At 38.7% G+C, this 21,377-nt stretch carries 20 protein-coding genes; 6 read left to right on the forward strand and 14 right to left on the reverse strand.

Annotation, left to right across the window (positions count from 1 at the left end; all coding sequences use genetic code 11):
• Positions 1–163: 163 nt before the first annotated feature.
• The 4 genes from ATS75_RS18955 to ATS75_RS18970 form a co-directional block, all read right to left on the reverse strand.
• On the reverse strand, positions 164–496 hold the full coding sequence (locus ATS75_RS18955; protein WP_016900014.1) for an excisionase family DNA-binding protein: 333 nt from the start codon (positions 494–496) through the stop codon (positions 164–166).
• Positions 497–559: 63 nt separating this feature from the next.
• Positions 560–2,251 carry a DUF927 domain-containing protein gene (locus ATS75_RS18960; protein WP_058561991.1) on the reverse strand — a complete coding sequence of 564 codons (1,692 nt, stop codon included), beginning with the start codon at positions 2,249–2,251 and terminating at the stop codon, positions 560–562.
• Positions 2,252–2,716: 465 nt separating this feature from the next.
• Positions 2,717–3,076 carry a hypothetical protein gene (locus ATS75_RS18965; protein ID WP_058561992.1) on the reverse strand — a complete coding sequence of 120 codons (360 nt, stop codon included), beginning with the start codon at positions 3,074–3,076 and terminating at the stop codon, positions 2,717–2,719.
• 33 nt (positions 3,077–3,109) lie between these two features.
• Complete coding sequence (locus ATS75_RS18970) at positions 3,110–3,325, reverse strand: hypothetical protein (protein WP_058561993.1); 216 nt, start codon at positions 3,323–3,325, stop codon at positions 3,110–3,112.
• A 288-nt stretch (positions 3,326–3,613) separates the two neighbouring features.
• Here ATS75_RS18970 and ATS75_RS20530 point away from each other — a divergent pair, with 288 nt between their 5' ends.
• Positions 3,614–3,763, forward strand: coding sequence for a hypothetical protein (locus ATS75_RS20530; RefSeq protein ID WP_152996249.1), 150 nt, complete (start codon positions 3,614–3,616; stop codon positions 3,761–3,763).
• Positions 3,764–3,832: 69 nt separating this feature from the next.
• Here the strand turns inward: ATS75_RS20530 and ATS75_RS18975 are convergent, their stop codons facing one another.
• The 10 genes from ATS75_RS18975 to rpmH form a co-directional block, all read right to left on the reverse strand.
• Positions 3,833–4,699, reverse strand: coding sequence for a phage integrase N-terminal domain-containing protein (locus ATS75_RS18975; protein ID WP_058561994.1), 867 nt, complete (start codon positions 4,697–4,699; stop codon positions 3,833–3,835).
• A 658-nt stretch (positions 4,700–5,357) separates the two neighbouring features.
• The gene (locus ATS75_RS18980; protein WP_058561995.1) at positions 5,358–6,347 is read right to left on the reverse strand and encodes a GTP pyrophosphokinase family protein; all 990 of its coding nucleotides are present in this window, start codon (positions 6,345–6,347) and stop codon (positions 5,358–5,360) included.
• Positions 6,344–7,429, reverse strand: a complete 1,086-nt coding sequence (locus ATS75_RS18985; protein ID WP_058561996.1) for a nucleoid-associated protein — start codon at positions 7,427–7,429, stop codon at positions 6,344–6,346. Before ATS75_RS18985 ends, ATS75_RS18980 begins: the two co-directional genes overlap by 4 nt.
• 20 nt (positions 7,430–7,449) lie before the next feature.
• Positions 7,450–7,902, reverse strand: a complete 453-nt coding sequence (locus ATS75_RS18990) for a DUF4231 domain-containing protein (protein WP_058561997.1) — start codon at positions 7,900–7,902, stop codon at positions 7,450–7,452.
• Between the two features lie 408 nt (positions 7,903–8,310).
• On the reverse strand, positions 8,311–9,444 hold the full coding sequence (locus tag ATS75_RS18995) for a tyrosine-type recombinase/integrase (RefSeq protein ID WP_058561998.1): 1,134 nt from the start codon (positions 9,442–9,444) through the stop codon (positions 8,311–8,313).
• 176 nt (positions 9,445–9,620) lie between these two features.
• Complete coding sequence (gene mnmE / locus ATS75_RS19000; RefSeq protein WP_058561999.1) at positions 9,621–10,985, reverse strand: tRNA uridine-5-carboxymethylaminomethyl(34) synthesis GTPase MnmE; 1,365 nt, start codon at positions 10,983–10,985, stop codon at positions 9,621–9,623.
• Between the two features lie 137 nt (positions 10,986–11,122).
• Positions 11,123–12,799: a membrane protein insertase YidC gene (gene yidC, locus ATS75_RS19005; RefSeq protein ID WP_058562000.1), complete on the reverse strand. Its 1,677-nt coding sequence runs from the start codon at positions 12,797–12,799 to the stop codon at positions 11,123–11,125.
• Positions 12,800–12,807: 8 nt separating this feature from the next.
• On the reverse strand, positions 12,808–13,083 hold the full coding sequence (gene yidD, locus ATS75_RS19010; RefSeq protein ID WP_058562001.1) for a membrane protein insertion efficiency factor YidD: 276 nt from the start codon (positions 13,081–13,083) through the stop codon (positions 12,808–12,810).
• 125 nt (positions 13,084–13,208) lie between these two features.
• Positions 13,209–13,634, reverse strand: coding sequence for a ribonuclease P protein component (gene rnpA, locus ATS75_RS19015; protein ID WP_058562002.1), 426 nt, complete (start codon positions 13,632–13,634; stop codon positions 13,209–13,211).
• Between the two features lie 7 nt (positions 13,635–13,641).
• A complete protein-coding gene (rpmH, locus tag ATS75_RS19020) occupies positions 13,642–13,776 on the reverse strand; it encodes a 50S ribosomal protein L34 (protein WP_004335215.1) in 135 nt (44 codons plus the stop codon).
• Between the two features lie 508 nt (positions 13,777–14,284).
• On the opposite strand from rpmH, the gene dnaA reads away from it, so the two are divergent.
• The 5 genes from dnaA (at position 14,285) to glyQ (ending at position 21,376) form a co-directional block, all read left to right on the forward strand.
• The gene (gene dnaA / locus ATS75_RS19025; RefSeq protein WP_058562003.1) at positions 14,285–15,676 is read left to right on the forward strand and encodes a chromosomal replication initiator protein DnaA; all 1,392 of its coding nucleotides are present in this window, start codon (positions 14,285–14,287) and stop codon (positions 15,674–15,676) included.
• 13 nt (positions 15,677–15,689) lie between these two features.
• Positions 15,690–16,793 (forward strand): DNA polymerase III subunit beta, encoded by a 1,104-nt coding sequence (gene dnaN / locus ATS75_RS19030; protein WP_058562004.1) that lies wholly within the window; start codon positions 15,690–15,692, stop codon positions 16,791–16,793.
• A gap of 6 nt (positions 16,794–16,799) precedes the next feature.
• A complete protein-coding gene (recF, locus tag ATS75_RS19035; RefSeq protein WP_058562005.1) occupies positions 16,800–17,894 on the forward strand; it encodes a DNA replication/repair protein RecF in 1,095 nt (364 codons plus the stop codon).
• 12 nt (positions 17,895–17,906) lie between these two features.
• The gene (gyrB, locus tag ATS75_RS19040; protein ID WP_058562006.1) at positions 17,907–20,333 is read left to right on the forward strand and encodes a DNA topoisomerase (ATP-hydrolyzing) subunit B; all 2,427 of its coding nucleotides are present in this window, start codon (positions 17,907–17,909) and stop codon (positions 20,331–20,333) included.
• Between the two features lie 143 nt (positions 20,334–20,476).
• Positions 20,477–21,376 carry a glycine--tRNA ligase subunit alpha gene (gene glyQ / locus ATS75_RS19045; protein ID WP_058562007.1) on the forward strand — a complete coding sequence of 300 codons (900 nt, stop codon included), beginning with the start codon at positions 20,477–20,479 and terminating at the stop codon, positions 21,374–21,376.
• Position 21,377 lies beyond the last annotated feature (1 nt).

A 21,377-nucleotide genomic window follows, 5' to 3' on the forward strand; every position in this document is an offset into this window, starting at 1 on the left:
TTTTTACTACACAAAATAACGTTATTTACCGATACAATAAGTGAAAAAACCAATAAAAACAGTAGGTTTATATTTTTTAGGTGGGTCTGTGGTGGCCCACTTTCGCATTAGAAAATATCGTGCAAGTAAACTAAAGGAAAGTAAGCCCGATCACCAAGTTTAATCATCGATAGTTTATAGATGCTTTTCTGTTAAGAGCTTTTGCTGAATGTTTGATGAAATCACTCAGATCATCAGCACTTTCAACCTTATTACTAAACAGCCAGTCATCTAGTTCTAATCGATTAAAGATGATTCTTCTGCCATTAGGCTTTGAATGAGGGATGATCCCTGCGTGAGTGAGTTTATAAATATAGCTTTTAGCTAACCCCGTATAGATCACGCATTCATCTACGGTTAGATTGGATACAGTACTTAGATAGCTTTTTATCTGTACTTTTTCTAGTAAAGTCATCTTTTCAACATTGCTTGGTCTGTCATTATTGCTCACGTTCATGGTCTACTCTCTAAAATCTTTGGGAAAACGGGAATATTGGGAAAATCAAATTAATTCATCACGTTAAGTTGGGAAATAAACTTGGGAAAGTGTCTCATCTAAAGCTAAATCAGCCACAATTTGTTGTGGTAGCACCTTAAAGTAGCGACCACCAGGTGGCCCACCTGCGATTACTTTCTTGAATGTTCCTCGACCTTCACGACTTTCCAACCAATGATTTTTACACATTAGTTTAATCGTATGAGAAATATCAGTTCTATAACTAACCTTTAAGCCTTCCATAAATGCATCACGAGTTACGAACCAAGCAAGCTGACCATCTTTTTCTATTGCGTAGCCGAAGTTATCACCCAAAAACTTACCTTCAGGTAATAATTTCCGTCGCCAAAGTTTTAATGCAGCTGGTAATTGTTTTATCAACTTGTCATCTTCTGAGTCACTAGAAGAGCCACGTATTTCGAGCCAAGCATCAAATGCTTCTTTTGCACTTTTTTCAGCAAGGCCTTTAGGCCAAGGCATAAGCCCAGCTGAAGCTGCTAACTCACCACTCACGCCATGTAACGCAAATCTTTTTGCTGCTTCAATAACCTGATTGCCATTATTTTCTTTTGTTATTTCCCAATGGGTTAACATCGCTTTGATATTGCGATTTAAAAGAGTAGGGAGATCATCAATAGTGCTTAAGTACTCAACCCATTGTGGCATGACCGTGCCGTGATTTTCGTTAACGGCTTTCCAAATAGATTCAGAGAAGTCATTCATGTTGTTATGACCATAAAGATCGTCATAAGCACCATGTTGCCTTTGGGCTGGTACTTCTAAGAAACGGATTTCTTGACCTGCTTTTACGCCTTTATGTATTGATGAAAGTTTTTCTTCAAGTCCCATTTCACCGGTACTTAAAAAGATAAGTCGCCACTTTTTTCGCTGGCTTTGGGAGCCATCTTTATTACTGCGTGATTTTGACATTCCATTAGCTATTGTATAAATGGACTGATCGACGACCTCAGGGTCTACCTGATGCAGTTCATCTAAGCAAAGCAGTAAGTTATTGTGTTCTACCGCTATTGCTTCTAACCCATTAGCGGTGCTTCTCCATGCATAATAGAAGTCAGTACCTGAGTACAAGCTTGCAGCCATGATTAAGATCGTTGTTTTAGATACTTTGGACTTACCAAACAGGTGAACACCACAACTGGGCCAATTTAACCAATGAAGCAGGGGGGCACACAAGCCTGTGCAAACAGTAAATGCAAGTAATGGGTTATTAATACAAAGAGTACCAACCTCTTTCTGCCAACTAGATAAGGTACCTGCGGAACTTAAAAAATCAGCTTCTTTTGTGCCTGAGTAAATAACTTGCTCTGCTCCATTACTTACGCACCAACTGGGTGTAACAAAGCTATTATTTAGCCAGCCTGTTTGAGTCGCGCTTTTATATCGTTTTTCTGGCCTTGCTTGAATCAGGTAAGATGTTATTGGGTCCCATATACCTTTACGACTTGAAAGTGCAAGGCCTGTATCTACAAGCAATTCTTTTAACACTTTACCTTGATCATTAATAATGTGGCGTCGTGGTATTAGCTTGCGTATGCAAATACCGTCTAAGTTTTTCCACTCAACAAGCAAGCCGTAGTCTCGAGTACTATTACCTCCTCTTGAAATGCCAAGCACTTGAATTGGGCCACACAAGAACCTTGGTTCTGAATCGGCTGTTGGGGTGTAAAATAAACCTGTTTCTCTAAGCTCAAACATAATAAAGCTCCTTTACTTTGATTTCTTTTAGTTTCGTTTGGAGTTATTTGAGCAGGAAATTTCATGGGATGCTGGGAAAAACTAGGGGGAATTTCAGTGGGTTTTTCAGCCCTTTAAAAATGCGGTGTTGATATTATGGGTACTCCTTTTTTACATAAAATTGGCGTAAAAATGACGTTTTTGAACGTAAAAAATTAGGCATGCCTAATTTTTTCGCTAGAAATATTGGATATCAGTCGAATTTATTGAGGTTGTCGCGATTAAAATGAAATAGCAAAGCAAAAAATATCACCAACGTTGGAACCATGGCGTATCCTGTAAGTAAAGGAGCCATTGCTATATTTTCCCCTCTTTAATTGCTTCAAATAAATTATGCTTCAGTATGTTGTAGTGCCGAGTAGAGCGAATAGCCAGCACCATTAACACCCACATTTGAAACCATTCATAATCAGTCATAAGTACACCTTAATGTCTCGTATTACCTAAGTAGATATTACCTTCCCAATTACAAAGCTCTAAAATCCAGTTACTAATTTTCAAACGTTTAGTTGGGTTAATGCCTGTGAAAGGAAAGAAAATTTGAGCGCTACGATTTTTGAACGTTGAAAAGGGTTCCAATCGAATATCCCAAATATCGTCATGTTCATTCATAACATCAAATGCAAACGCTTTTTGTGTGGTTAAAGCAATGAACATCTCTTTTTCCGTTTCATTGCGAAGATTAAGCTCTAAACCTAATGGTTCACACTCGCCCTCAATACCAGCTAAGCGAATCTTCAGCTCATCGTATACAGGCTTAAATGGCCAAAGCTCTTTATTTATCATTATTTCTCCTTTCAAAAATTAGGCATGCCTAATTTATAGATGAGTATCGTAGAGCTCACCACGAGCCTGAGCATCCTCAGCCTCTTCACGAGTCATATGCTCTCCATCAGCGATAATATTTCCCATACCATCATCAAGTTTATCTAGTTGTTCGCTTTCATTTTTGGCTGTTTCGCTGCAACTAAAAAATGCACTTGCTACGAACAAAGCTACAACAACCAATATTCCCAAAAAGCCTTCGAATCCCATTTTTACCTCCAAATAAATTAGGCATGCCTAATCCGATCGATTCATTGTCTTACTTTTAGTTAAGCTAATAAGTTCTTTTAAATCAATATGGAGGATGTCTTACACGTTAAAATTTGAAGCATTAAAAATAATAATTTTCATGTGGTTATAGTAAATTATTCAAAATATATACTTTTACTTTTCTCAAAAAATAAGAATAAATAACTAGCTTTTTGCTCAATTATTGCCATCCTATTAATGCTTAACTTATAAGCGTTAATTTTTAAATCAATCTAATGGAGTAGAATTATGGCTGTTAAACATGTGCCAACTGGAATTGTTCACAAAGGAAGTAAAGGTGGATCTACAGGGTGTGGTTTTGATACTAAAAAGGAAGCCACCCACTGGGTAGAATCCCACTCTAAAATCAACTGCGATAAAAACGGATGTAAAAACTGAGGATTAGTAGAGCAATAAACTAGGGCGATGTTAGTGTATTCGCCCATTCAAAATTAGGCATGCCTAATTTTAACTGCCCAAGTAAGCATAGGTTATTTTCAAACGTTCATGACCTAACTCTTGGCTAATTTGCTCACGAACTTTGGTATCGTGCTCATAATCAGTGGGCGACAACTCTCTTCTATGCGGGCCACCATCGGCAGGGCATTTCCAACCCGTAAGCTCTAAATAGCGCTCTCGAGCGTAATGATGACGCAGTCCGTGGTTTTTATTTAATCCAACTCGAATTGTTTCGCGGTCGTACTGTTCCATTTGTGACTTATAGTTTTTGTCAGGTTCGATAAGTGCGCCTTTAGTAACAGCTGCAATATCACGAATAAGCTGTCGTTGAGATTCTTTTAAGATCGGAATTTTGCGGTATTTGCCACCCTTAGCCCATGAGCCTTTTATTTGCAGAGTGTTAGCGTCTATCAAAGCATAAGATAAGCTGAATTTCATACACTCCTCTTTTCTAAGCCCAAATTCTTGCTGCAAACGCAGGGAAAGCTTGATCAAGTCACTTTTGATCTTGGCATGCTTATCCATGTCTAACGTTTTTGACTTGCCAATGGGGTTGTTGCGAACTCTGGGAATGCCGTAATCATCATTGCTGCGTGAACAGATATTAGGTTTACCTATTTTCTCAGCAATCCAACGCAAGGCCGCCATTCTGTTTTTAATCGTTTTTGGTGCTAAACCTTCATCTTGCCAACGCGTTACAAGGTGATTGATATGTTTGGTTTTAAGACCTGATGGATCTCTTAATCTATAACCATGGCTTAGTAGCTGTGCTGCTGCAAGGTTTAAAACGTTGCTCCGGGTAGCTCTAGTACTAAAGCTGCTTTCGCGGTGTGTGTCGTTCACCATTTGGTGAAGACGATATCCTAATTGGCTCATTTCATGTTCCTCATAAATTTAAAAAGTAATTTTGAAAGTATTGAGAAAAACACGAAACCGAAGACCAGGGGGCGAAACGCCAAAATAGGTAAGTTTTAAAGCCATATGAACGGTGCGTAACCGAGCATATTGTCGTAAGACATAAAGGCTAACTGGCCTAAAGCAACAAAGCTGAGCCGTGTGATTTCTGTTGAAATACAGCGCGAACTACTGTGGTTTATATTTGTGTTGTTTATAGTGGGGTGGTCGTGTGACCCATAATGCTGCGAGTGCAGCTCCTCAGGAACGTGTTGCGGGCAGTGAATACGCCCTTTTTCTTTATGCTCATTTCGAGCTAGTTCATAATTAAAATTATCACAGTGATCAGAGATTGCAACACCTTTTTGACGCGTTCAAATCTCCATCCCTCTTCTGGCCCTGCAATTTTTCAGGGTGGATTGGATGTCGAGGCATCATGAGCAGTAGCCTCGACGGGCGACTCTACGAGTCGTCCCTACCTCTTTCGAGTAGGGACGACTCGTCACCAATATGTCTAAAAATACGTAAGTATTAAGCCCTAAAAGAAATTATTAAATAAAGATAATATGATTACGTTAATATTTTAGTTGGCAGTCTTTAGAGTTAGATATGAAATAGATGATAGAACTTTGTATCTAGCTTAACCGAAATCTTCTAGTGATACACCAATCTCTGCTGCTAGCATTTGGATTAAGCGACTGTCTAATGGCCAATTATTTATAAGGGTTATTTTGTTTCTTTTTATTAGCCAATAAAGAAAAATTACTATGCTTTGGGAATAAAAAGGGTATTCATTTCTACCTTGCAAAATTAGTTCTACGATATGCTCATTTTTTTCAACAAAACTAGTCAGCTCACCAATAGTATTCTCGTTAATCAGAGTTTTGAATGCATCTAAGATTACGATTGAAGATTTTTGTGCTTGAGTGCAGTTGAGACCAATTTTTGAATTATATAAATCATCTAAATGTTCTTGAAATGACAAGCTTTCCACCGTTCCACAGTTTAAAGAGTTATTTACTGTAGAAAAGAAATCATCAGTTGTTTCTATCAAAGCCATACTTTTAGCAACAGTCCGATGAACACTAGCTTGTACAAGTGTTTTCGCTTTATAAACGGCATCATGAGTTAATTCAGCGTAAGCATGCTGTAACAATGTTCTAATCTGAATCTCGCATGGTGTGCCAGCAGATATATCAGTTCCATTATAATTGATATTATTTTTTGCTTTTACTACATAATGGACTGACTGATAAGTAAAAAGTAATGGCTCTTTATCCCTTTCACTTGAGAAATGTCGGCATTCTATAAAATCCCAAAGACAACTTTTTTGTTTTATAACATTTGTAACTTCTTCTATATGTTCAACAAGTAGTACCACAAATCGGCAAGCAACTTTGTCCTCTATTTCATCATAAGGATCTATATAACCTTTATCTCGATAAAAAGCTTTATCTATTAGTGAGTTTTCATCTTTTACTCTTGGATTAACTGGTTGTTTCAAAAAAGAAAATAGATCATATCCCTTTTCCTTAAGGGTCGAATTAATCTCTGACACAACAAAATCACCCCATGTTTCATACATGGGGCGTTCTTCATTCCATTTAGATAAAAACTCTTTTTCATTCATTCTTGAGATACAATATTGTCTTTAACTAATATATTAGTCCAATTTACAGGATTACCGTTACTATCTTCAGAGATTGTTTCAATTTCAACCAGTTCTTGAAAAACTTGTGATGGGGCGGAAACTTTTACATGTTTACTAAATGATAGCTTACGTGTTTTTAAGTTACTTTCAATATGTTTAATATCTTTAGCAAAGGCGCTGGTTGGTAAGTCTTTATCTTCTAAGAAGTTAGTAAAAGAATCTCTAATACTTTCTTCAAAATGTCGGCCTGCAAATTCTACAGGGCTAATAGAATCTGAATTTTCTCGTAAATATGAATTTAATGAATTTCTTATATCGTAACGCTCTTCTTCCGTAACATCTAGTTCCTGAATGAACTCGCAGGTGGCATCATAAAATTCCTTTGTGGTTTTGGCACTGCTTTCTGGGTAACCAAACCCTAAAAAGTTTGCATAAAAATAACGGGCAGCGGCTTTACCATCGGTTTGACTTATTTGAGTATCACAAACTAAAGCATCCCATTTACTATTTAAATCACCATCAGTATCTAATTCTCCTTTTTCAAAGAAACCAGCTGTTTTATAAAGTTTTGTAGCAGGAGTTAACAGTGCTTCTTCGATGTATTCTAATGTTATTTCGTTACTGTTTTCATTAGTAAGCTTTTGATATGCACTATAGATCTCAGCTTTCATTATACCTACGAATTTTTTTGGTGTTGCTCCGTATGTACCGCTAAAAACAACAACTATTCCGCCAGGGATATTTCTTTTCGTTTGGGCATCAGCGAGCTTGTTAGCTAAATTATATGATAACTGAACATACTCATCGCTGATTTCTGTTTCAGATAGCTGATTCACGATATAGGGCGTATCAGTTTGTTCTTGATTAATGATCGTCATTTCTACTGCTTTTGACTCTGCACCTAATGCATCAATAACACGAGATTTAAAGGTGAGCATGGCGTCAGCATCAAAGTTAATAAAATCAAAACTTTGTTTAGGTGATATCTTGTTCCCATCAGGATCTCGCTGGTAAATTTGATGGATAATAATTTTATTAATTTGTAAATTTATAATATTCATTTTTATTTTCAACGTCCTATTTATGACTTTTTATGCTCTAACTTTTGAGAAGAGAGAACAATACTCTTCCATGCATTTTGATCAATCTCCCAAATTTTTTGGTATTCTTCGAATAGATCGTCAATTTTTTGATTGTTTTTTGATTTTCGAAAGTCTAACTCATTTTTTAATTGATAAAGACTCAGAAGTGTTATTTTTTGTCTAACCCATAACTTCTTGTAATCAAATAAAACTCCCCAACCATTTATAATTGTTAATAGAGCTCCAACTATGAGTGCTAAGTTTTTCTGTAGTTGAGTATTTTCATTAGATACATCAAAACCTAAGATTAGTGTTATGAGTGCTCCCAAAATTATTGAGAGCCCATTTATTAAACCTGTTTTAAACTTATTTTTTTTTGATTTTTTTTTGATAATAGTAATGCTTGACTCTAGTACACTACTAAAGAAATCTTTTTTATTATTTTGTTCCAAAATTTATGTTCCGATGTATCTGCAAATTAATAGAGTAAACTTCATGATCTAGACTAAAGTTACACAATAGATTAATACTATATAAAAACTATCGATAACAGAAGTTTATCTATAAATAAACCACTCCTTTCAAATCCTGTAAAGCCATAAATCGGAACCCCGCAAGCGGGGCCCCCTTGCTTCGCAACCCTTCGGGCGATTTCTAGCTTGACTGGCTTTTCTCTGCGTAGTGAAGGTTATCCAAGAGGTATGCGGCGCTCTGAGTGGCAAGCACTCGACGCTTTCACACCTCTTCGATACAACTGGCTTTTCAAATAAAAGCGGGGAAAGAGGGAAGGCAAATAAATTTATATTTATATGTTTTTATTATATTTTCCCAGTTTCCCATATTTCCCAACCTAATATCCTTTATTGAAATAGGCTAGGTAAGGTGGTCATCGCCTCTTTTCGCTTACGATCTATGATGTCTGTATAGATTTGTGTTGTTTTTAACTCTGAATGACCAAGCAATTTTGAAACGGTATAAATATCGACATCATTAGTTAGCATACGTACAGCGAATGTGTGTCTCGCACAGTGAAAGGTAATGTGCTTTGTAATCCCCGCTCTGAGCATCCACTGTGTTAGGGCAACATTTGTATAGCTTGAGTATCTTAAACCTTTAAAAACACGTTCATGGGCTTCTCCTGGCGAATCTAAAAGCATAGTGGCATCAGATGGAAGGTATAAGTACTGAAGTTGCCCTGTTTTAATGTGATTAAAAGTTGCTCGTGGATCTATCATTGTGAGTTTTTCCCACGTTAGCTTTTGAATATCACTCCAGCGCATACCTGTGAGGCATCCGAATAAGAATGCTCGCTTCAGTACATCATACCGGCACTCTGTTTTATAAAGTGCAGTTACTTCTTCCTCTTCTAAGTAATTACGAGGGTTTTGTTCTATCTTGATGCTTTTTACTTCGTTTACAGGATTTCGGCGAATAATGCCTTCGTGAAATGCTTTGTTTAAAGCCGCTCTCACTTTATTGAAATAGCATGATGTAGTATTTGAAGAAAGTAGCTTATCTGATTTTGTTCGTGCATGTTTTATTAGGTATGTTCTGAACCCAAGTAATACATCAGCATCGAAGTCAGCAAAGGATAAAGGGTTACCCTCACAATATCTCTTTAGATGCATTAACGATGATTCCCACAATGATACGTTTGATGGGCTATCAGTGTGCTCTTTGTCATTAATTATTTGCTGCATGTAGCTATAAAAGCTTTCTTGCTGTTTTTCTGAGTCTTCAAAGTGGTGCTTGTTGTTAGCTAAATCGACAATCGCTTGCGCTCTTATCTTTTCTGAAATATCTAAGGTCTTTTTATTGTGGTCACGTTGGAACTTGTCCTTAGGGTTGGCATAAATGAACAAGTCCATTGATTGTCTTTTACGGCGTTTAACTCGTTTGCCGTTTTCGTTTAGGTAAGAACCATAATTTCTGGTTAATAGTAGTTGTTGGCGGCCTGTGCTATCAGGTGACTTTTTCTCGATAGTTAATTTCATAATAACTTCCTCTTTGGTGGACCAATAGTGGCCCACATCAAAGAAGTAGGTGGGCCGTTCAAGACCCATATTATGAAACTAAAGGAAACTATTGAAAGATAAAAAAGTTATTAAATGTATGAATAAATTAGGTTTTTTAACTTAAGTTGGATGTTTGTTTCCTTTAGTTTACCTTGTTATTTACCAATACAAAATGAGCTGAATATTTTGCCAAGCAAATCATCAGAGGTAAATTCACCGGTTATTTCATTTAGGTAATGCTGGGTTAAACGTAGTTCTTCGGCGAGTATTTCACCGGCTATATGCATCTCTAATTGCTCTTTACCGGTATGTAAATGATGGGCGGCGTTGTCTAAGGCATCTAAATGACGACGACGTGCCATAAAACCACCTTCACTTGCGCCATCAAAACCCATGCACTCTTTCAAGTGGTTACGCACGAGCTCTATCCCTTCTGCATTTTTGGCACTTAGGCTTATCACTGGATATTGCTGCATGTCACTAATGCCGACAGTATCGCCAGATAAGTCGGCTTTATTACGAATTACCGTCACGCCCATACCATCAGGTAGTTTTGCCATAAATTCAGGCCATATAGCGTGTGGATCGGTATCGGCTGTATCGGTACCATCAAGCATAAATAACACGCGATCAGCTTGGTTTATTTCATCCCACGCGCGCTCTATGCCTATTTGCTCCACTCGGTCAGGACTTTCTCGAAGGCCTGCAGTATCTATGATGTGCAGTGGCATGCCATCTATGTGGATATGCTCACGTAATACATCTCGTGTGGTGCCTGCAATCTCAGTCACAATAGCGGCTTCACGTCCTGCAAGGGCATTAAGTAAGCTTGATTTACCTGCGTTAGGACGACCAGCTATAACAACACGCATGCCTTCTCGCATAATACTGCCTTGCTTGGCTTGATTGGTTACGTTGTTGAGTTGCTCAATAATGGTGTTTAAATCACCAGAGACTTTACCATCAGATAGAAAATCGATCTCTTCATCAGGAAAATCAATCGCTGCTTCAACATACATGCGCAAGTGAATGACTTTTTCGACGAGGGTATCAATATGCTTTGAAAACTCTCCTTGAAGCGATTGTAATGCGCTTTTTGCCGCTTGTTCACTCGTGGCATTTATTAAATCAGCAATGGCTTCTGCCTGGGTTAAATCCATTTTATCGTTCATGAAGGCGCGTTCTGAAAATTCACCCGGCTTGGCAAGTCTTACACCGTCAATCTGGCTTATTTCCTTTAGAAGCATATCCAGTACGACTGGGCCGCCATGACCTTGTAGCTCCAGTACGTCTTCACCGGTAAATGAATTTGGACCCGCAAAGAAAATAGCAATACCTTGGTCAAGTTGTTTACCTGCAAGGCTATTAAAAGGCACATAATCGGCATAGCGTACTTTGGGGCAACGACCAATAATATGTTCTGCAACATGCTTTGCTAAGCTGCCTGAAACGCGAATAATGCCTACACCACCACGTCCTGGTGCGGTTGCTTGGGCTGCAATTGTGTCTTGATTGATCATGCTAATAATTTGCCAATTAAATGAATAATGATATGTGCGTATTGTAACCTATGGATTTATTTGTAGCGAATAGCAGTGGTGAAAAACAGGCAATAAAAAAGGCGACCTAAGTCGCCTTTATATAAGTAGTGGCTAAGTTAGCCTCTTACTTTTATTCCTTTTTTTTCCATACCACGGTAAATGTAGAGCATCTGCGCGATTGAAATAAGGTTTGATACTAACCAGTAAAGTACTAGGCCTGATGGGAACCATAAGAAGAACACAGAGAAGATAACTGGCATGTAAGTCATCATTTTTTGCTGCATTGGATCTGTTACTGTCATCGGCTGTAGTTTTTGCGTAATAAACATACTTGCGCCAAATAAGATTGGCAGGATGAAGTATGGGTCTTTTGCAGATAAGTCAGTTAACCATAGGAAAAACTCAGCATGGCGTAACTCTGTAGATTCTAAAAATACATAGAACAAGGCTAAGAAAATAGGCATCTGTAGCAAAATAGGGAAGCAGCCACCCATTGGGTTTACTTTCTCTTTTTTGTACATTTCCATAGTTGCTTGACCGAATTTTTGACGGTCATCACCATATTTTTCTTTAAGTGCAGCCATTTTTGGTTGTAACGCACGCATCTTCGCCATTGAAGTATATTGGGCTTTAGTAAGCGGGTACATTAATGACTTAACAATAATGGTAATGGCAATAATCGCCAGACCCCAGTTACCTAAACCACCAATGCTAATATCAAATAAACCAAAGAATGAACCTTCACCTGAGTATAAAAACTTAAGCAGTTCAAATAGTGGTTGCGAGATAAAAAATAACCAACCGTAATCAACCGTTAAATCAAGGTCAGGGTGAATTGCTTCTAACTTGTCAGACTCTTTCGGGCCCATGTAATAAGTAGCACCAATGCTGGCTTGTTGGTTCGCTTGAATATTTACCGGCTCACCTTTTGCACCGATGATGGCCGCATTGCCTTTAGCAATTAAGCTATACAGAGTATTTTGCTGCTCTTGTACTGGTATCCAAGCACTGACAAAGTAATGCTGAATAAAGGCAACATAGCCACCTTGGGTATTAATACTTAGGTTTTTATCAGCCATGTCTGAAAAGCTGTACTTTTCATATTTTTCTTCGCTTGAACCATAGGCTGCACCAAGGTAGTTTTGGTCAACTAGGCTGCCTTTTTCTTGCACAGTACGCTTAATTTGCGTGTAAAGCTGCACTTGGATAGGGGCTGCGGTGTTGTTATTTACTGTGTATTCTAAAGCCACATCATATTGGCCTTTTTTGAATACATAGGTTTTTGTAAACGTCACACCGTTGTTATCAGTGAATGTCAAAGGAACGCGAAGCTCATCGCCATTCATCGTGAAGCTTTTTTGCTCTGTGCTGTAAATTGGACGACCATTTGCTGATGCATCAGGGCCATTTAAACCAATTAAACCACTTTGTGAGAAGTATTGATTACCCTCAAACTCACCCAAAAGCATAAAAGGGGTTTCATTACCTTTTACTTCTTCATATTGGATTAAGTCTGCTTCAACAATATCACCACCGCGGGTATCAATTTTTACAGTGAATACGTCAGTTGTGATATCGATTACTGAACGTTTTGCACTGGTTGCTGCAGTTGGTAAGTCACCATCTGTTGATGAGGGTACATAATCATCAGAATCAGGTGAGTTAGATTGTAGTGTTTGTGTGTTGGCACTAGGATCGGCTTTTGGTGCGTTGTAATCGTTATTCCATTCTTGGAACAATAAAAACGATACAAGCATCAAACCGATGAATAAAAACGTGCGTTGCGATTCCATAACAGCTCTTATTTCTCGTGTTGGTGGTTAATATGGGTTTTTTTATCAGGTACGGGATCGTCTCCGCCTGAATGTAAAGGATGACATTTTAATATGCGTTTGAGCGCTAACCAACTGCCTTTTAACGATCCATGCAAATTAATTGCCTGAATAGCATAACTAGAGCAAGTGGGATTAAAACGACAATGCGGACCTAACAATGGACTTATCCACTTTTGATAACCGCGAATTAATAACACTAAACAGAACGTTGGAAAAGCAACAAGTGGTTTAAGTAACCTCATGATGTTCTATCCTCTGTGTATATTTAGTGGGTTGATACCATGAATTTAAACACCCAAAACGGACTTTTAAATGCATGATTAAAAGGTGAGCTAAAGATACCTTAAATAACCCTATAATTCTATTGCTATTGGCTTTGTTTATTTGATTTAGCCGATTTATTAGGGCGTCTTTTAAATGGAGGTGGTTTAGGTGCACCCGGTTTGCAGCGTTCATTGATTTTACGCCACAATTTAGTTAATTGCTTAGTGAGCTCTTCATTTGACTGTTCATCAATGCCACTTTTAACCATTAACACAATATCGATGTTATCAATGGTGTGCTGATTTAAACGAAAACTTTCGCGAGCAAGTCGTTTAATACGGTTACGTTGGCAAGCTTTTTTAACGCGTTTTTTAGCAACAGTAAGTCCTAAGCGAGGTTTTGCTTGGTCATTAGGTTTTGCTAATAAGGTAAAAAAAGGAGTTGCAGCCCGAGCGGGTTCATTAAATATGCGAGAGTAATGCGAGGGAGTTAACAGACGTAACTCCCTGCCAAAGTTAAAGTCTTCCACTTATATATTAAGCAGAAAGAACTTTACGGCCTTTAGCGCGGCGACGAGCTAATACTTTACGGCCATTTACAGTTGCCATGCGAGCACGGAAACCGTGTGCACGTTTGCGTTTTAAAACGCTAGGTTGAAAAGTTCTCTTCATAACAATTCCATCCGATCGGTTAAAGGTTAAAACATCCTATGCAGGTCGCGATCCTGGCACAGGTGCCATTGCGAGCGCGAGATATTATAGATGACGGCCCCGAAAGTCAATCATAATTACACAGATAATAAAGTACCAGCTAAACTATAAAGAGTAGGATCCACTAGGATCCTTATAATTAAGAAGTTTTCCACAGCCTCTGTATAAAAAGTGCATAAAAGCTTTGGGTAAGTAATTTAGATCGTATATTTCCATCGCGATCCAGTCCATTTTTTGTTATGATCAGTGTGTAAGGTTGAAAATATATTTCTTTTATAATCAGTGTTTTATGTATTTTTTGTGCTGAGATCTTGTTTTTCAGAAAAATCAATATTGTACTTGTGGATAAAGTGCATTCATAATAGTCGGTCTTGGGTTAATAAATTGCCTAAATAATAGTAATAAAAGTATAATTTTCTGGTTGATTAAGATGGCCGGGAATAAAAACTAAATCTTTGGGAGTTTAACTGTGTATCTGTCGGTTTGGCAAAGTTGTTTATATGTATTGCAAGATGAATTGCCTTCGCAGCAGTTCAGTATGTGGGTTAGACCATTACAAGCAGAAAGTACCGAAGATACCCTGACTATTTATGCGCCAAATCGGTTTGTTCTTGATTGGGTAAGAGAAAAGTACCTTAACCGCATTAATGAATTACTCGTCGAAATTTGTAAAGACGAGGCACCAGAATTGCGTTTTGATGTAGGCAGTAAACCTATATTAAACACGCAGATGACAGCGCCAATGGCAGATAATTCTGCAGCACCTGTTAATCAACCAACCGCAAAGCAACAACCAAAAGCTGTTAAACAAGCTGTTGAGCCTGCACCAAAGTCTGGTTATAAATCTAACATAAAAGAAAACTATACGTTTGATAGTTTTGTTGAAGGTAAATCTAACCAGTTAGCTAAAGCTGCGGCAACGCAAGTTGCTGATAATCCTGGTGCTGCTTTTAATCCTGTATTTATATATGGTGGTACCGGCTTAGGTAAAACGCACTTATTGCATGCGGTCGGCAATGGCATTATGGCAAATAAGCCAGATGCAAAAATAGTGTATATGCATTCAGAACGATTTGTTCAAGATATGGTAAAAGCGCTGCAAAATAATGCGATTGAAGAGTTTAAACGTTACTATCGTAGTGTTGATGCGCTAATGATCGATGATATTCAGTTTTTTGCCAATAAAGAACGTTCACAAGAAGAATTTTTTCATACTTTCAATGCCTTGCTTGAAGGTAATCAGCAAATAATTTTAACTTCAGACCGCTATCCTAAAGAGATCGAAGGGGTTGAAGACCGCCTTAAATCACGTTTTGGCTGGGGTTTAACCATTGCGATTGAGCCGCCAGAGCTAGAAACGCGCGTGGCTATTTTGATGAAAAAAGCACAGCAAAGTAAAATTAATTTACCGCATGAAGTGGCTTTTTTCATTGCGAAAAAACTTCGTTCAAATGTACGTGAATTAGAAGGTGCACTGAACCGTGTTATCGCCAATGCTAATTTCACTGGGCGCCCAATTTCAATTGATTTTGTAAAAGAAGCACTGCGTGACTTACTTGCTCTGCAAGACAAGCTTGTCACTATCGATAACATTCAACGTACTGTTGCTGAATATTATCGTATCCGTGTATCTGACTTACTATCTAAGCGCCGTAGTCGCTCTATTGCACGACCGCGTCAAGTTGCAATGGCATTGTCAAAAGAATTAACTAATCACAGTTTACCTGAAATTGGTGACGCGTTTGGTGGCCGTGACCACACAACTGTATTGCATGCGTGCAGAAAAGTTAAATCACTGCGTGATGAAAGCCACGAAGTGAAAGAAGATTATCAAAACCTAATAAGAACATTGTCATCTTAAGGCTGACTTTATTATGCAAATAACCATACCAAGAGATCAATTTTTAAAACCTTTAGTGCAGGTGTCTGGGGCTATTGAGCGCAAACATACCTTGCCGATTTTATCTAACGTTTTGTTAGAAGTCGTTGATGGTCAATTGGCCATGACAGGTACTGATCTTGAAATAGAGCTCGTTGCTAACGTATTTGTTGGTGATGATGTTGAAGACACAAAGTTAACTTTACCAGCTAAAAAGCTGCTGGATATTTGTAAAAGTTTACCAGATGGATGCGAATTAACATTATCTAGCCAAGATCATCAATTGCTATTAACCAGCGGGAAAAGCCGTTTTTCATTAACGACACTCGCAGCTGAAGACTTTCCAAATCTTGAACAGTGGGACGGCGAGGTTGAATTTCAGCTAACACGTATAGAGTTGCGTAAGTTATTAGAGAGCACACATTTCTCTATGGCTAACCAAGACGTGCGTTATTATTTAAATGGTATGTCGTTTGAAGTAGATAATGCCGATATTAAAACAGTTGCCACAGATGGTCACCGATTAGCAATTGCACAAAAACAACTACCGCAATCGTTAAATACACAACGCCAGCTTATAATTCCGCGTAAAGGTGTTCAAGAAATTATGCGTTTGATGGTAGCCGATGATGAATTGGTGACGATTCAGTTCGGTGCTAATCATATTCGTATTATTGATACCGAATTTACTTTTACGAGTAAATTGGTTGACGGGCGTTTCCCTGACTATCGTCGTGTTCTTCCTCGCGGTGGTGATAAGGTGATTACAGCCAATCGTGAATGGTTACGCAGTGCTTTTCAACGTGTTTCTATCTTATCAAACGAAAAGTTTAGAGGCGTACGTTTAAACTTATCTAATGGTTTTTTAAAAATCACGGCTAACAACCCAGAACAAGAACAAGCAGAAGAAGTGGTTGAGGTTAATTATCAAGGTGATGATTTAGAAATTGGTTTTAATGTTTCTTATGTACTCGATGTACTTAATACGCTTAAAACAGACGATGTATTATTTACGTTGGCCGATTCTAACAGTAGTGCATTAATAGAAGGTGCAGGTGACGAAGAAGCCATGTACGTTGTTATGCCAATGCGCTTATAAGGTATTATGAGTTTAAGTCATTTGAGCCTCAATAATTTTAGAAATATTGAGGCGCTTACATTAGAACCTGTAAACGGTATTAATGTAATTTACGGTGAAAATGGCAGTGGAAAAACCAGCCTCTTAGAGGCTATATATTACCTTTCTCATGGCAAGTCTTTTCGTACACCAAAACATAAAAGTATTATCAAGCATCATCAGAGCAAGTTTACGATTCATGGTCGAAAGTCGCTTTATAACCTTTCGATACCTATCGGTATTAGTAAAAGTACCAATGGTGATACAGAGCTTAAAATACAAGGTAAAACGAGCCGTAGAGTCTCTGAGCTCGCGCAATTGATGCCTGTCCAAGTTATCACACCTGAGAGTTATTCTTTATTTTTTGGTGGGCCTAAAGAGCGACGTAAGTTTTTAGATTTAGGGTTGTTCCACGTGGAACAAGACTTTTTTTATTTATGGCAATCATTTAATAAAGTATTAAAGCAACGTAATGCGCTATTAAAAACGAAACCGCGAAATTATTTTGACCAAATCAAGTTTTGGGATAAAGAATTTGTTAGACTGGCTGAACAAATAAATACGTTAAGAATTGCGTATATAAGTAGGTTTAAGCAACAGTTTTTTGATAAAATGTGCGCAGACTTGTCGCTTATTAGCGACCTAGAAATAAATTATCAAGCGGGTTGGAAAGAGACAGAGTCACTTAACGATGCTCTTGAGCAAAACTTTGAGCGCGATAGTCGCCAAGGTTTTACAAGTAAAGGCCCACATAAGGCCGATTTTAATTTTAGTGTTTCTGGTAATAGCGTTGAAAATACATTTTCACGCGGTCAATTGAAGTTATTGCTTTATGCGTTAAAAGTAACGCAGAATAGTTTGATTGAGTCAGAAACTGAAAAGCAATCAATATTGCTAATAGATGATTTACCTTCAGAGCTTGGAGAGGATACGAAAGAGAAGGTTGGCCGATTATTGTCGCACTGCCACTCTCAAATATTTATTTCTGCAATTGAATCTGAAAGTATTTCTGCTGTGGTGGAACCCATGCAACGAGAACTAGAAATGTTCCACGTGAAACATGGCAACCTAATAACAAGATAAGTGGGATTAACCATGTCTGAGAATTACGATTCGTCGAGTATTAAAGTACTAAAAGGATTAGACGCAGTAAGAAAGCGTCCTGGAATGTATATAGGGGACACCGATGATGGTACGGGCTTACACCACATGGTGTTTGAGGTCGTTGATAACTCTATTGATGAAGCTTTAGCTGGCCACTGTGATGATATCTACGTCACAATCCATTTAGATGGTTCAGTCTCTGTTCGAGATAACGGCCGTGGTATTCCAACTTCAATCCATGAAGAAGAAGGTGTTTCAGCAGCAGAAGTAATCATGACGGTACTTCATGCTGGTGGTAAGTTCGATGATAACTCTTATAAAGTATCTGGTGGCTTACATGGTGTGGGTGTTTCTGTTGTAAATGCGCTGTCAGAAAAACTAAAACTAACTATTCGACGCGAAGGTAAGTTACACGAACAAACATACTCCATGGGTGTACCTGATGCACCGCTGGCTGCAATCGGTGACTCTGAAACCACTGGTACTGAAATACGCTTTTGGCCAAGTGGCGAAACATTTACTAACTTAGATTTTCATTATGACATCCTAGCTAAACGTTTACGCGAACTGTCATTTTTGAACTCTGGTGTAAGCATCATCTTAAGTGATGAGCGTGAAGAAAATAAATCTGATCACTTCAAATACGAAGGCGGTATTCAAGCATTTGTTGAATACTTAAACCGTAATAAAACACCAGTGCATAAAGGTGTGTTCCATTTTACTCACGAACGTGAAGAAGATGGTATTAGTGTAGAAGTATCCATGCAGTGGAACGACGCGTTCCAAGAAAATATTTACTGCTTCACAAATAATATTCCTCAACGTGATGGTGGTACTCACTTAGCCGGTTTTAGATCTGCGCTAACTCGTACACTGAATACTTATATGGAAAAAGAGGGCTTTAACAAAAAAGCTAAAACGACAAGCAATGCGACGGGTGATGATGCTCGTGAAGGCTTAACTGCTGTTGTAAGTGTTAAAGTGCCAGATCCTAAGTTCTCATCACAAACAAAAGATAAGCTAGTTTCAAGCGAAGTTAAATCGGCAGTTGAACAAGCAATGGCTGAAAAGTTCACTGAGTTTTTATTAGAAAACCCAATGGACGCAAAAATCGTTGTTGGCAAGATTATTGATGCTGCTCGCGCGCGTGAAGCAGCCCGTAAAGCGCGTGAAATGACACGCCGTAAAGGGGCTATGGATTTAGCTGGTTTGCCAGGTAAACTTGCTGACTGCCAAGAGAAAGACCCAGCACAATCTGAACTATACATAGTGGAGGGTGACTCAGCTGGCGGTTCAGCCAAGCAGGGTCGTAACCGTAAAAATCAGGCTATTCTTCCGCTTAAAGGTAAGATCTTAAACGTTGAAAAAGCACGCTTCGATAAAATGCTGTCTTCGCAAGAAGTGGCGACGCTGATCACAGCATTGGGTTGTGGTATTGGTCGTGACGAATACAACCCTGAAAAATTACGTTATCACCGTATCATAATCATGACCGATGCTGACGTGGATGGTTCACACATTCGTACCTTGCTATTGACGTTCTTCTATCGTCAAATGCCTGAAATTGTCGAACGTGGATATATTTATATTGCTCAACCGCCGCTTTATAAAGTGAAAAAAGGTAAGCAAGAGCGTTATATCAAAGATGATCCAGCACTTGTAGAGTACCTGACATCATTAGCGTTAAATGGTGCTGCACTTTATACCAGTGCAGATGCAACAGCACTTGAAGGTGAAGCGCTTGAGAGTATTGTTCATGATTACCAAAATACAGTTAAAGTTATTGAGCGCTTAAAACGTAAGTATCCGAATACGGTTATGAATCGTTTAATCTATCAAAGTGAGCTTAAAGCAGAGCACCTTTCTGATGAAGAAAAGGTTATTGCTTGGACAAAAGAGCTGATTGAAGACTTAGTAGAACGTGATGAAGATGCCACTATTTTCCATGCAGGTACTGAGTATGATGCAGAACGTAACTTATACTATCCTGTTGTGAATATTCGTCAGCACGGTGTAGATAAGAAGCATGTTTTACATTATGACTTCATTACTTCAAAAGACTATCAACGTATTGCTGTGACAGGTAAAAATATCGCAAATATCCTTCAAGATGGTGCATATATTCAACGTGGTGAGAAAACAAAACCTGTTGATAACTTTGTGGATGCATTAGAATGGTTGATCACAGAATCTAAGCGTGGGATCTACATTCAACGTTATAAAGGATTGGGTGAAATGAACCCTAGCCAACTGTGGGAAACGACAATGGATCCTGATGCTCGTCGTATGTTACAAGTAACGATCGAAGATGCTGTTGGTGCTGATCAGTTGTTTGCTACATTGATGGGTGATCAAGTAGAGCCTCGTCGAGAGTTTATCGAAACGAACGCACTACGCGTAGTTAACCTCGATGTTTAATTACGAGTAATAATTTAAATAAGGAGCCTAATGGCTCCTTTTTTATTGGCTGCAAGTGCACAAACTGCTTAAAACATGACTACGCACGAGGTATACTGAGGGTAATTTTCACGCTACATCACAGCAGATACTAAAAGCCAAATATGCAAAAATATGACGTTAAAACCTTTCAAGGTTTGATCCTGGCTTTACAGGATTACTGGGCACAGCAAGGCTGTGTCATTATTCAGCCACTCGATATGGAAGTTGGCGCGGGTACATTCCACCCACAAACATTCTTAAAGTCTATTGGCCCAGAGCCAATGTCTAGCGCATACGTACAACCGTGTCGCCGTCCTACTGATGGCCGTTATGGTGAAAACCCTAACCGCTTACAACATTACTACCAGTTTCAAGTAGTATTAAAGCCATCGCCTGAGAACATCCAGGAGCTTTATTTAGGCTCTTTAGCTGCTGTAGGCATTGATACGCTAACTGATGAAGTGCGCTTCGTAGAAGATAACTGGGAGTCACCTACGTTAGGTGCCTGGGGGCTAGGTTGGGAGATCTGGCTAAACGGTATGGAAGTAACGCAGTTTACTTACTTTCAACAGGTAGGGGGCATTGAGTGCTCACCAGTGACCGGCGAAATTACTTACGGCTTAGAGCGTTTAGCAATGTACATTCAAGGCGTAGACAGTATTTATGACCTTGTTTGGGCTGACGGTCCAATGGGACGCGTTACCTATGGTGATGTTTTTCACCAAAACGAAGTAGAGCAATCAAAATACAATTTTGAGCACGCTAACGTTGAAGACTTGTTTGCACAGTTTGATAAATGTGAAGCAGAAAGCCAAAAGCTCATTGAAGCTGGTTTACCATTACCTGCCTACGAGCAAGTAATGAAAGCATCGCACGCATTTAACTTGCTTGATGCTCGTCACGCTATTTCTGTGACAGAACGCCAACGTTATATATTACGTGTTCGTGCATTATCTAAAGCATGTGCACAAAGTTATTATGATGCTCGTGAAGCGCTTGGCTTCCCGCTTTGTAAGGATTAAG

Source organism: Pseudoalteromonas sp. H105 (assembly GCF_001469215.1).
In the GTDB taxonomy this organism is placed as follows: Bacteria; Pseudomonadota; Gammaproteobacteria; order Enterobacterales; family Alteromonadaceae; genus Pseudoalteromonas.